The sequence below is a fragment of the Mesorhizobium sp. M2C.T.Ca.TU.002.02.1.1 genome (assembly GCF_003997225.1).
In genome coordinates this window covers 1-11,381 of the sequence record NZ_RZTO01000104.1, presented here as the reverse complement: position 1 = coordinate 11,381, position 11,381 = coordinate 1, and the positions used below count along the sequence as shown (strand labels likewise).

13 protein-coding genes are annotated in these 11,381 nt (G+C 64.6%); 1 reads left to right on the top strand and 12 read right to left on the bottom strand.

Features of this window, described 5'->3' with window-relative positions; genetic code table 11:
• Positions 1-99: 99 nt before the first annotated feature.
• Together EOD07_RS08345 and EOD07_RS08340 are read right to left on the bottom strand one after the other, a co-directional pair.
• On the bottom strand, positions 100-1,089 hold the full coding sequence (locus EOD07_RS08345; protein WP_127234998.1) for an ABC transporter substrate-binding protein: 990 nt from the start codon (positions 1,087-1,089) through the stop codon (positions 100-102).
• A gap of 40 nt (positions 1,090-1,129) precedes the next feature.
• On the bottom strand, positions 1,130-1,339 hold the full coding sequence (locus EOD07_RS08340) for a hypothetical protein (RefSeq protein ID WP_127234995.1): 210 nt from the start codon (positions 1,337-1,339) through the stop codon (positions 1,130-1,132).
• A gap of 279 nt (positions 1,340-1,618) precedes the next feature.
• Here EOD07_RS08340 and EOD07_RS08335 point away from each other — a divergent pair, with 279 nt between their 5' ends.
• On the top strand, positions 1,619-1,999 hold the full coding sequence (locus EOD07_RS08335) for a cytochrome c family protein (RefSeq protein WP_040983854.1): 381 nt from the start codon (positions 1,619-1,621) through the stop codon (positions 1,997-1,999).
• 115 nt (positions 2,000-2,114) lie between these two features.
• On the opposite strand, the gene gph is transcribed toward EOD07_RS08335, so the two are convergent.
• From gph to EOD07_RS08285, 10 genes are all read right to left on the bottom strand, one after another.
• Positions 2,115-2,813 (bottom strand): phosphoglycolate phosphatase, encoded by a 699-nt coding sequence (gene gph, locus EOD07_RS08330; RefSeq protein WP_127234992.1) that lies wholly within the window; start codon positions 2,811-2,813, stop codon positions 2,115-2,117.
• The gene (locus EOD07_RS08325) at positions 2,810-3,367 is read right to left on the bottom strand and encodes a thioredoxin family protein (protein ID WP_127234989.1); all 558 of its coding nucleotides are present in this window, start codon (positions 3,365-3,367) and stop codon (positions 2,810-2,812) included. Before EOD07_RS08325 ends, gph begins: the two co-directional genes overlap by 4 nt.
• A 22-nt stretch (positions 3,368-3,389) precedes the next feature.
• Positions 3,390-4,076, bottom strand: a complete 687-nt coding sequence (gene rpe / locus EOD07_RS08320) for a ribulose-phosphate 3-epimerase (protein WP_127234986.1) — start codon at positions 4,074-4,076, stop codon at positions 3,390-3,392.
• Entirely contained in the window at positions 4,073-5,011 is a 939-nt protein-coding gene (cbbX, locus tag EOD07_RS08315) for a CbbX protein (RefSeq protein WP_127234983.1), read from the bottom strand. Before cbbX ends, rpe begins: the two co-directional genes overlap by 4 nt.
• 23 nt (positions 5,012-5,034) lie before the next feature.
• Positions 5,035-5,454, bottom strand: a complete 420-nt coding sequence (locus tag EOD07_RS08310) for a ribulose bisphosphate carboxylase small subunit (RefSeq protein ID WP_127234980.1) — start codon at positions 5,452-5,454, stop codon at positions 5,035-5,037.
• Positions 5,455-5,465: 11 nt separating this feature from the next.
• Positions 5,466-6,926 (bottom strand): form I ribulose bisphosphate carboxylase large subunit, encoded by a 1,461-nt coding sequence (locus EOD07_RS08305; protein WP_127234978.1) that lies wholly within the window; start codon positions 6,924-6,926, stop codon positions 5,466-5,468.
• 34 nt (positions 6,927-6,960) lie between these two features.
• On the bottom strand, positions 6,961-8,040 hold the full coding sequence (gene fba, locus EOD07_RS08300) for a class II fructose-bisphosphate aldolase (protein ID WP_040983858.1): 1,080 nt from the start codon (positions 8,038-8,040) through the stop codon (positions 6,961-6,963).
• Positions 8,041-8,051: 11 nt separating this feature from the next.
• A complete protein-coding gene (gene tkt / locus EOD07_RS08295; protein WP_127234975.1) occupies positions 8,052-10,055 on the bottom strand; it encodes a transketolase in 2,004 nt (667 codons plus the stop codon).
• Positions 10,056-10,065: 10 nt separating this feature from the next.
• Complete coding sequence (locus EOD07_RS08290) at positions 10,066-10,938, bottom strand: phosphoribulokinase (protein WP_127234972.1); 873 nt, start codon at positions 10,936-10,938, stop codon at positions 10,066-10,068.
• Positions 10,939-10,947: 9 nt separating this feature from the next.
• The coding region (locus EOD07_RS08285) for a class 1 fructose-bisphosphatase (protein ID WP_164772127.1) at positions 10,948-11,381 on the bottom strand (434 nt) is incomplete at its 5' end.

The window sequence follows — 11,381 nt, the reverse complement described above, 5'->3', positions numbered from 1 at the left end:
GTGACGATCTCCTTGCTCGGACTCGGCCTGCTGTGGAGCCGGAACGGCTGGAGATGCCGGCCATATCGCCAAGTGTGCGTCCGTCGCCGTCTCTCGTGGTCATTGCGGCGGCTCCCGCCAGAATGTGCCGGGTGCCATCTCGGACGCGCTGCCGACCAGCTTTTCGCCGCCGATCCCAGCCAGTACCCGATAGAGCCTGCCGGCATCGGCCGCCTCCTCGGCGACCGGGCGCCTGGGGATGCCTTCGCGGTAGCGGTCGCGCAGCTTGGCCAACTCCCTGCCTTCCGCGCGGATGACCGGCGCGAGGCGCAGCCATTCTTCATCGGACCTTGCCAGCAGATCCTTGGCCTGCGCGGAAGCCTTGAGGAAACTGCGGGCGGCTTGCGGATTGTCGTTCGCCCATTTGTCGTGGAAGACATAGCCAAGCGCGGATACCGGGCCCGATGCTCCTAGCGCCATCTGCGCGTCGCCGGCGCCGATCAGCCGGCGAAAGCCATCGGCCTCGAGCCGGGCGCAGAAATGCCAGAAGTTGAGCGCCGCATCGAGCTCGCCCTGAATGGCTTTTTGCGAAATCAGCGGCGGCGCGCCAAAGACGACATCGCTCACCGACGGCAGGTCGAGGCCGTGATCGCGCCTGGCCAGCGCCTGTATCAGCAGCCAGCTCTTGTCGAGCGCCCCGCCGGCGACGCCGATCTTCTTTCCCTTGAGGTCGGCGATCGTGCGGATCGGCGATGCGTCCTTCACCATGATTGCCCCGACGGAAGTCGAATAGGGGGCCAATGTGACGTCGCCGCCATCCGAGCGCTGGCGCGAGACCCACAGCCAATCGGTCACGATCATGTCGATCGCGTCCGCCAGCATCGCCACATTGGTCGCATCCTCCCCGGCGAAATAGATGACGTCCAGATCGATCCCGTTGGCCGCGTCGAACCCGTGGTGCTTCAACGTATCAAGCTCCCAGCTCACCGTGCCGAACTTCAGCACGCCGATGCGGACCTTGGACGCGGCGGAGGCGGCAATGGGGTGCGAGCCGAGAAGCACCGCCGTTCCAAGGGCCGCCAAACGGAGCGTTTCCCGCCGCGAAATCATGACGCGTCCTCCCGGGACTGCAACAACCCAGGGGCGCCGGTCAGATCGCCTGGTCCTTCGTCGGGAAAGCGCATTTCCAGCGCCTGACCTTCAGGGCCGGATGCTCCTGCGACCATTTCGCGATCTCGCTGGGCGCCAGCATCATGCATTGGAACAGGGAGCCGCGGCTTTCAAAATAGAGGTGCTCGTCTCGGCAATCGCCGGGATTGGCACTCAGGCAAACCGTCAAGATGAGGTAGACCATACTCATTCAGCACCTCTCGCGCGCGAAGATGCCCGCTCCGGCGAAATGCCGCCGACCCCGTTGCCTGGGCAAATCTCAGCCAGCCTGGCCGACGTCCCGAGGTGCCCTTGGAAATCCAGAACGATCCGAAGCTACGCGCTCGCCCCAAGACCGTCAACAAAGGCGAAAGTACAGGACGGGCATCTGTCGATGCCGGAGTCTGGACCTTCGTATGATTGACTTCCGCCGTCCTCCAGTTAGCTTTTTTTCAGGCACCGGGCATTTGACGATCAATGAGGAATTGCCATGCGCGCTATCGCGTTTTTCGCCGTCACTTTCCTGGTTACTTTCATCACGGACCAATCCCACGCGCAGGATGCGGCGGCAGGTGAGAAGGTCTTCACCAAATGCAAGGTCTGCCACGTCGCGGACAAGGACCAGAACAAGGTCGGTCCGTCGTTGAATGGCGTCATCGGCCGCACGGCCGGAACGCATCCCGGTTTCAGCTATTCCCAGGCGATGGTCGCGGCCGGAAAGTCTGGCGTCAAATGGGACGAAGCGACGCTGACGACCTATCTCCATGATCCGAAGGCCATGGTGAAAGGCACGAAGATGGCGTTCGTCGGCCTCAAGGACGACAAGGACGTGGCCAACGTCATCGCCTATCTCAAGCAGTTCTCGAAATAGGGCAGTTCTCGAAATAGGGCAGTTCTCGAAGCAGGGGCAATTCTTGATGTGACGGCTTCGCCGGTCGTTCGCTTTTCGATCGGCCGGCGATTGCCTGCCTATTCGACGCCGCCTGTCAGGCAGCGGCCTGGAGCCTCTGCATCGCGGAAGGCAGATCGAGCAGGCTGTCGCAGACAAGGTCCGCGCCAAGCTCCTCGACGGGGACCTGAGTGTAGCCGCCGCGCAGCAGAGCGACCGGCATGCCGGTCGCGCGCGCTGCGCCGACATCGCTGACGCTGTCTCCAACCATCAGCGCCTCGTACGGTTCGGCCTGAAGCTGGTCGAGCGCCAGAAGCAGGGCGTCAGGCGCCGGTTTCAGTTTCGTCACCGCGTCTCCGCCGACGATCGCGCCGAGATATTCCGTCAGGTGGAAGTGCAGCAGGATTTCGCGGGTCGCCAATTGCGGCTTGTTGGTGACGACGCCCATGGCTGTTCCGTTCAGGTGGAAATGCGTCAGCGTCTCCCTGACGCCAGGCATCAGCCGTGTCAGGCCGGTCAGATGTCTGCGGTAGATCGGCGCCATGTCGCGGTTGGCCTCCTCGAGGGCGCTGCCGGCAAGCGGCGACCCCGAGGCTGCGAAAGCCCGCTCGACCAGTTTCATGACGCCGCCACCGATCATCGCCCTGATCTGGTCCACCTTGAGCGGCGGCAGATCGCGGCCCGCCAGCAGCTCGTTGACCGCCGCCGCGATGTCGGGCGCCGAGTCGATCAGCGTGCCGTCGAGATCGAACAGGATCGCCTTCGGCAACCGAAACCGCTTGCTTGCGCCTTTCATGCGGCCTCCTTCCATTTGATCGAGCAGCCGATCGAAGCGATCTGGTCGAGCGGCCCATTGCCGGTTCGGGCGACCTGCTTCATCGCGTCATAAAGATCGCGCTTGAGCCCCGGCGCTCCGGCGTCCCGTCGCGATGCGTCAAGCCGGCCGCGATATTGCAGCGTCAGCTCGCTGTTGAAGCCGAAGAAATCCGGGGTGCACACGGCGCCATAGGCGCGCGCCGCCGCCTGCGAGTCGTCGTGCAGGTATGGGAAGGTGAAGCCGTTCGTCCTGGCGAAGAGTTTCATCTTGTCGAAGGAATCGTCCGGATAGGCGGCGGCGTCGTTGGCGTTGATCGCGACGAAGCCAATCCCTTCGGCCTTGAGGTCATTAGCATCACGTACGACGCGCGAAATCACCGCCTTCACATAGGGGCAGTGATTGCAGATGAAGGCGACGACCAGCCCGTTGCGGCCGGCGTGGCCGAGGATCGAATGCGATCTGCCGTCGATGCCTGGCAAGACGGCATCGACGGCTTGCCAGCCGAAATCGCAGACCGGTGGGATTGCCGCCATGTCGTCCTCCAACCAAGCAGGTTCACGCAGCTTGCCGGACCGCCCCGTCGGCCGCCTGTCTGATCGCGCCTATATTGGCGCGATAGGCGGCCTCGGCGCCACCCTTGAAGACGGCGGAACCGGCGACGAGCACATTGGCGCCGGCCGCGGTGACAAGGGGAGCCGTCTCGGACGTGACGCCGCCGTCGATCTCGATGTCGATCGGACGCTGGCCGACGAGCGCCTTGACGCGCCTGACCTTGTCGATGACAGCCGGAATGAAGGCCTGGCCGCCGAAACCCGGATTGACCGTCATCAGAAGCACCAGATCGAGCCGGTCGAGGACATATTCGATGACGCTTTCCGGCGTCGATGGATTGAGCGACACGCCGGCCTTCTTGCCGAGGTTCCTGATGGCCTGCAGCGAACGGTCGAGGTGCGGCCCGGCCTCGGCATGCACCGTGATGACGTCGCAACCGGCGTCGGCGAAGGCGGCGAGATAGGGATCGGCCGGCGCGATCATCAGATGACAGTCGAAGATCTTGGCGGTCCGGTTACGGATCGCCTTGATCACCGGCGGACCGAAGGTGATGTTGGGCACGAAATGTCCGTCCATCACGTCGAGATGGATCCAGTCGGCGCCAGCGCGTGCGACCGCTTCGACCTCGTCGCCGAGCCGCGAGAAATCCGACGACAGGACGGAAGGGGCGATGATGGTCTTCGCGGTCATTTGCTTGCTCCTTTCCCGGGCTTCAGCGCGAAGACCCGGCTGGCGGTGATGTCCTCGGCGGAGATCGTCGACAGCGCCTTGGCGTCGAGCGGTCCCTTGGCGCTCTCGAACAGGCGGTTGGCCTGCCGCAGCCTTGCCCGGTCGAGCGCGTTGCGGATCGAGCGGGCATTGGCGAAGTGCGGCTGCGCGCGGCGGCGTGCGATGTAGTCGGCCATTGCGGCGGTTGCCTTCGTGTCGAACAGGTAATTTTGCTGGTCGAGCATTTGTTCCGCGATCCTGAGAAGCTCGTCGTCGGAATAGTCGGGAAAGTCGATGTGGTGGGCTATGCGTGAACGGAATCCCGGATTGCTTTCGAAGAAGCGGTCCATGCGCTGCGCATAGCCGGCGAGGATCACCACGAGGTCGTCGCGCTGGTTCTCCATCACCTGCAGCAGGATCTCGATCGCCTCCTGGCCGTAATCGCGCTCGTTCTCGGGCCGGTAGAGATAATAGGCCTCGTCGATGAACAGCACGCCGCCCATCGCCTTCTTGAGAATCTCCTTGGTCTTGGGCGCGGTGTGGCCGATATACTGGCCGACAAGATCGTCGCGCGTCACCGAGACCAGATGGCCTTTGCGGATATAGCCGAGCCGATGCAGCAGGTCGGCCATGCGCAGCGCGACGGTCGTTTTGCCCGTGCCGGGATTGCCGGTGAAGCTCATATGCAGCGTCGGAGTTTCGTGCGCGAGGCCCATGCGACGGCGGGCCCTCTCGACCAACAGGAGGGCCGCCGTCTCGCGGATGCGCCGCTTGACCGGGGCGAGCCCGATCAGATCGCGGTCGAGTTCGGCCAGGACGTCCTTGACGCCGGAGGTTTCGAATTCCTCGCGCAGATCGATCGCCGCCGGGACGGTGGCTTGCGGCGTTTCCGTTTCGGCAAAGGCTGGCGCCGGCATGGCATTTCCTCCTGTCGCGACGTTCAGCCGTACCTCGCTCCGGCCGGCTTGTCGGCGGCGTAGGGCCGGGTGGTGTAGCGGATCACGCGGCCAGCGGCCTCCTGCCGGTCGAGCCGGTAGCCGGGTTCCTCGGCCGGGCGGTTGGCGATGAAGGAAAGCTTCACCGATTCCCAGCCATGCGAGGCATCGAAGGCGACGACCCGGATATAGCGGTCACCATAGAGCTTGCGGCATGCGTTCAGCTCCATCATAAGCGCCGCCGCATCGGGATTGTCGAACATCGGGTGGCCCCACATCTCCCAATAGACATTGCGCGGGTGAGGGTCGTCGGTGACCTCGAGGCTGACGGCCCATTTGTTATCGATGCAATACTGCACCTGGGCGCGGATCTGGTCGTCGGTCAGGTCGGGCAGGAAGGAAAAGGCCCCTTGGGTGATGCGCATGATTGTTCTCCTTATTCGGCTGCCGTAGCCACCGGGACGAAGTCCGGCGTGTCGGTCGAGGCATAGTTGAAGGTCACGTCCTTCCAGGTCTCGAGCGCCTGTTTCAGCGGCAGACAATTCCTGGCCGCGTTCTCCAGGATCTGCGGTCCTTCCCGCACATAGTCACGGCCCTCGTTTCGGGCGAGGATCATGCATTCGAGGGCAACGCGGTTTGCCGTGGCGCCGGCGGCGATGCCCATAGGATGGCCGATGGTGCCGCCGCCGAACTGCAGCACGACGTCTTCGCCGAGCAGGTCGATGAGCTGATGCATCTGGCCGGCATGGATGCCGCCGGACGCCACCGGCATCAGCTTGTTGAGCGAGGCCCAGTGCTGGTCGAAGAAGATGCCGTTCTCCAGCCTCATCGGGTTATGGTCCTCGCGGCAGATGTCGTAGTAGCCCCTGGTGGTCGCCGGATCGCCTTCCAGCTTGCCGACCACGGTGCCGGCATGGATGTGATCGACGCCGGCGAGCCGCATCCATTTGGCGATGACGCGGAAGGATACGCCGTGCGACTTCTGCCGCGTGTAGGTCGAATGTCCGGCGCGATGCAGGTGCAGGATCATGTCGTTCCGGCGCGCCCACTTGGCCATCGACTGGATCGCCGTGTAGCCGATCACGAGGTCGATCATGACGATGTTGGAGCCGAGTTCCCTGGCGAAGTCGGCCCGTTCGTACATGTCCTCCATGGTGGCCGCGGTGACGTTGAGATAGGTGCCCTTGATCTCGCCTGTCTCGGCCTGCGCCTTGTTGACCGCCTCCATGCAGTAGAGGAAACGCTCGCGCCAATGCATGAAGGGCTGCGAGTTGATGTTCTCGTCGTCCTTGGTGAAATCGAGCCCGCCCTTCAGCGCCTCGTAGACGACGCGGCCGTAGTTGCGGCCCGAGAGCCCGAGCTTGGGCTTGACGGTGGCGCCGAGCAGCGGGCGACCGAACTTGTCGAGGCGCTCGCGCTCGACGACGATGCCGGTCGCCGGACCCTGGAAGGTCTTCACATAGGCGACGGGAAAACGCATGTCCTCCAGCCGCAGTGCCTTCAACGGCTTGAAGCCGAAGACGTTGCCTATGATCGAGGCCGAAAGATTGGCGATCGAGCCCGGCTCGAACAGGTCGAGGTCATAGGCGATGTAGGCGAAGTACTGTCCGGGCGCGTTCGGCACCGGGTCGACCCGATAGGCCTTGGCGCGGTATTTTTCTGACGCCGTCAGCCGGTCGGTCCACACAACGGTCCAGGTTGCGGTCGAGGATTCGCCGGCGACCGCCGCGGCGGCCTCGATCGGGTCGACGCCGTCCTGCGGCGTGATCCTGAACACCGAGATGATGTCGGTGTCCTTGGGCTCGTAGTCGGGCTCCCAATAGCCCATCTTCTTGTATTCCATGACGCCGGATCTGTAGCGTTCCTTGCCGGTCACGGTTTCGTTTTTGTTGGACATGACGCTGGTCCTTTCCTTTTTGGCGGACCGCCGCTCAGGCGGCTTTCGCGGTTGCGATCTGCGGGTCGAGCTTTCCCGCGGCGTAGCGTTTGGCCATCTCGTCCATGGCGATGACCTTGATCTTCGAGGCGTTGCCCGCGGTGCCGAAGCGTTCGAAGCGATCGCGGCAGAGGTCGCGCAAGGCGTCCATGGCGGGCTTCAGGAATTTGCGCGGATCGAATTCGCGCGGATCCTGCGTCGCGACGCGGCGGAACTGTCCGGCCATGGCCATGCGGCAATCGGTGTCGATGTTGACCTTGCGCACGCCGTGGCGGATGCCGCGCTCGATTTCCTCGACCGGAACGCCGAAGGTCTGGGGCATCTCGCCGCCATATGCGTTGATGATGTCCTGCAGTTCCTGCGGCACGGACGACGAACCGTGCATGACCAGATGCGTGTTCGGCAGCTTCTCGTGGATCGCCTCGATCACCTGCATGGCCAGGATGTCGCCGTCCGGCTTGCGCGTGAACTTGTAGGCGCCGTGGGACGTGCCGCAGGCGATCGCCAGCGCATCGACGCGGGTGGCGGTCACGAAGTCGACCGCCTGATCGGGGTCGGTCAAAAGCTGGTCATGGGCTAGCGCGCCTTCGGCGCCGTGACCGTCCTCGGCTTCGCCCTGGCCGGTCTCCAGCGAGCCGAGCACGCCGAGCTCGCCTTCGACGGAAGCGCCGACCCAATGCGCCATGCGCGCGACGCGCTCGGTGATGGCGACGTTGTAGTCGTAGCTCGCCGGGGTCTTGGCGTCCGCCATCAACGACCCGTCCATCATCACCGAGGTGAAGCCGTGGCGGATCGCCGAAAGGCAAGTGGCTTCGTTGTTGCCGTGATCCTGGTGGATGCACAGCGGAATGGCCGGATGGATCTCGGTCAGCGCCTCCATCATCCTGGCCAGCATGATGTCGTTGGCATAGGAGCGGGCGCCGCGCGAGGCCTGGATGATGACCGGCGCGTCGCAGGCGCCCGCCGCCTCCATGATGGCGAGGCCCTGTTCCATGTTGTTGATGTTGAATGCCGGCACGCCGTAACCGTGCTCGGCGGCATGGTCGAGAAGCTGGCGAAGGGTGATGCGGGCCATTGTCGGTCCTCCTAGATGATGAGCTTCAGCGCCGCCGCGGCGACGGCTTCGGGCGTGATGCCGAAATGCTTGTAGAGGTCCGGAGCCGGCGCGCTGGCGCCGAAGCCGGTCATGCCGACAAAGGCGCCCGTGTCGCCGATCCAGCGGTCCCAGCCGAGACGGGCGGCCGCCTCGACGGCGACGCGCGGTGCCGAGCCGAGAACGGACTTGCGGTAGTCTGCGTCCTGTTCCTCGAACAGTTCCCAGCACGGCATCGAGACGATTGCCGCGGCGACGCCGTGTTCGGCCACCAGCCGTTCGGCGGCGGCAACGGCGATCTCGACTTCCGAGCCGGTGGCGATCAGCGTCACGGCGCGGTGCGTGGACGGCTCGCGCAAGACGTAGGCACCCCGGCCCGACCGGTTCTCGTGGCCGTGTGCCTGGCGCAGCATCGGCAGGTTCTGCCGCGAGAGCACCAGCACGCTAGGCCGTGTCTCGCTGCTCAGCGCCAACTCCCAGCATTCCGCCGTTTCGATGATGTCGGCCGGGCGGAAAACGTTGAGGTTCGGCGTCGCCCGCAGCATCGCCAGGTGCTCGATCGGCTGGTGTGTCGGGCCGTCCTCGCCGAGGCCGATGGAATCATGCGTCATCACATAGACGACGCGCTGGTTCATCAGCGCCGAGAGCCGCATCGCGCCGCGAGCGTAGTCGGCGAAGCAGAGGAAGGTGCCGCCATAGGGCACGAAGCCGCCATGCAACGCGATGCCGTTCATGGCCGCGGCCATGCCATGCTCGCGGATGCCGTAGTGAATGTAGCGGCCTGCGTAGTCGTCAGGCGCTATGCGATCCATGCCCTTGGTGATCGTCAGGTTCGAATGCGTGAGATCGGCGGAGCCGCCGACCGTCAGCTCGGTCGCGCCATTGATCGCGGCAAGCGCCATTTCGGAGGCCTTGCGCGTTGCGACCTTGGTCGCCTTCTCGACATGCTCCCTGCGGAATGCGTCCAGTGCTTCGAAGACCGCATCGGGCAGCTTGCCCGAAAGCGCGCGCTCGAAATCCTCGCGCGCCGGCGAGGCGGCAAGCCGCCGCTCCCAGGCGCGCCGCGCCGCCCGGCCGCGTTCGGCGATCTCGCGCCAGGCCGAAAGGATTTCATCCGGAACCTCGAACGGCGCGTGGGCCCAGCCGATGTTCTCGCGCGTCGCGGCGATCTCCGCATCGCCCAGCGGCGCGCCATGCGTCTTTTCCGAACCGCCGAGATTGGGCGCGCCTTTGCCGATCACTGTGCGGCAGGCGATCAGCGACGGTCGATCCGACCGCCGCGCGGCCTCGATCGCCGCGGCGACGGCCTCCATGTCGTGGCCATCCACCGACTGCACACGCCATCCGGCGGCTTTGAACCGGGCCGGCTGATCCATCGATGTCGACAGCGAGGTCGGCCCGTCGATGGAGATCGCGTTGTCGTCCCAGAGCACGATGAGGCGGGAAAGCTTCAGGTGACCCGCAAGGTCGATCGCCTCGTGGCTGATGCCTTCCTGCAGGCAGCCGTCGCCGGCGACCACATAGGTGTGGTGGTCGACGAGATCGGCGCCGTGGCGGGCGGCAAGCATGCGCTCCGCCAGCGCCATGCCGACAGCGGTCGAGATGCCTTGCCCGAGCGGACCGGTCGTCGTCTCGATGCCGAGCGCGTGGCCATGCTCGGGATGCCCGGCGGTGCGGCTGCCCAGCTGGCGGAAGCGCTGCAATTCCTCGATCGGCATGTCTTCGTAGCCGAGCAGGTGATGCAGCGCATATTGCAGCATCGAGCCATGCCCGGCCGAAAGCACGAAGCGGTCGCGATCGGGCCAGTCCGGCGCCGTCGGGTCGATCTTGATGACGCGGCCGAACAATACCGTCGCGACATCCGCCATACCCATCGGCATGCCCGGATGTCCGGAATTGGCCTTCTGCACGCTGTCCATGGCAAGGGCGCGGATGGCGTTCGCCATGTCGCGCTCGGAGACGGCGGCGGCGGACTTCAATGCTGCCAGGCTTGTCATGGCATCCTCCTCACGACACACGTTTCTTGCGTTCGATCAATTGCAGGATGAGCGGCGTCAGGATCAGCTGCATGGCAAGGTCCAGCTTGTTGCCCGGCACCACTATGGAATTCGGCCGCGACATGAAGGAGTCGTGGATCATCGAAAGCAGGTAAGGAAAATCGATGCCGCGGGGGTTGGCGAAACGGATGACCAGCATCGATTCGTCGGGGGTCGGGATCCAGCGCGCGATGAACGGGTTCGACGTGTCGACGATCGGCACGCGCTGGAAGTTGATCGCGGTCTGCGAGAATTGCGGGACGATGTAGCGGACATAGTCCGGCATCCGGCGCAGGATCACATCCATCACCGCCTCGGTGGAATAGCCGCGCGTGGCGCGGTCGCGATGGATCTTCTGGATCCATTCGAGATTTATGACCGGCACCACGCCGATCTTGAGGTCCGCATGCCTGGCCAGGTTGATCTTGTCGGTGACGACGCAGCCATGCAGGCCTTCGTAGAAGAGCAGGTCGCTCGGCGCGAATTCGCGCCATTCGGTGAAATTGCCGGGCGGCGTGCCGTACTGCTTCTCCTCGTCCTCGTCATGGACGTAGGTGCGGGTCCTTCCGCTTCCCCGGCGGCCATATTCCTCGAAGACGCCTTCAAGGATCCCGAGCTCGTTGGCCTCGGCATGGAAGTGCGTGAAGTTCGGATTGCCCGCCTTTTCCTGCTTGGCGACCTCCGCCTTCATCGCCGCGCGGTCGTAGCGATGGAAGGCATCGCCTTCGATGAAGGCAGCCTCGATGTTCTCGCGCCGGAAGATCTGCTCGAAGATGCGCTTGACCGAGGTCGTGCCCGCGCCCGACGATCCGGTGATGGTGATGATGGGGTGCTTCGCCGACATGGTATCCGCTCAGGCCCTGAAGAGTCCGCGGCGGCTGAACAGCGGCGCACGCTCGCCGATGGCGCTGGGTTCGGTGTGGTAGCGGGCGATGCGCGCGACTTCCCGCGCGGATCCGAAGACCACGGGCACGCGCTGGTGCAGGCTCTCGGGTTCTATTTCCAGGATGCGGGTGATCGCATCGGTCGCGGCACCGGCCGCCTGTTCGATCAGATAGGCGATCGGATTGGCCTCATAGACCAGCCGAAGCCGACCCTGGCTGTAACCACGGCGCTGGTCGCCAGGATACAGAAACACGCCGCCGCGCATCAGTATGCGGTAGCATTCGGCGACAAGCGAGGCGATCCAACGCATGTTGAAATCCTTCTCTCGTGGGCCTTCGGCGCCTTCCAGGCAGTCGTCGACATAGAGGCGAACGGCCTCGTCCCAGTGCCGGTAGTTGGCGG

Bases quoted from the DNA above. Each gene is read 5' to 3' on its own strand.
- EOD07_RS08345 (WP_127234998.1), bottom strand. From the start codon at position 1,089: ATGATTTCGCGGCGGGAAACGCTCCGTTTGGCGGCCCTTGGAACGGCG.
- EOD07_RS08340 (WP_127234995.1), bottom strand. From the start codon at position 1,339: ATGAGTATGGTCTACCTCATCTTGACGGTTTGCCTGAGTGCCAATCCC.
- EOD07_RS08335 (WP_040983854.1), top strand. From the start codon at position 1,619: ATGCGCGCTATCGCGTTTTTCGCCGTCACTTTCCTGGTTACTTTCATC.
- gph (WP_127234992.1), bottom strand. From the start codon at position 2,813: ATGAAAGGCGCAAGCAAGCGGTTTCGGTTGCCGAAGGCGATCCTGTTC.
- EOD07_RS08325 (WP_127234989.1), bottom strand. From the start codon at position 3,367: ATGGCGGCAATCCCACCGGTCTGCGATTTCGGCTGGCAAGCCGTCGAT.
- rpe (WP_127234986.1), bottom strand. From the start codon at position 4,076: ATGACCGCGAAGACCATCATCGCCCCTTCCGTCCTGTCGTCGGATTTC.
- cbbX (WP_127234983.1), bottom strand. From the start codon at position 5,011: ATGCCGGCGCCAGCCTTTGCCGAAACGGAAACGCCGCAAGCCACCGTC.
- EOD07_RS08310 (WP_127234980.1), bottom strand. From the start codon at position 5,454: ATGCGCATCACCCAAGGGGCCTTTTCCTTCCTGCCCGACCTGACCGAC.
- EOD07_RS08305 (WP_127234978.1), bottom strand. From the start codon at position 6,926: ATGTCCAACAAAAACGAAACCGTGACCGGCAAGGAACGCTACAGATCC.
- fba (WP_040983858.1), bottom strand. From the start codon at position 8,040: ATGGCCCGCATCACCCTTCGCCAGCTTCTCGACCATGCCGCCGAGCAC.
- tkt (WP_127234975.1), bottom strand. From the start codon at position 10,055: ATGACAAGCCTGGCAGCATTGAAGTCCGCCGCCGCCGTCTCCGAGCGC.
- EOD07_RS08290 (WP_127234972.1), bottom strand. From the start codon at position 10,938: ATGTCGGCGAAGCACCCCATCATCACCATCACCGGATCGTCGGGCGCG.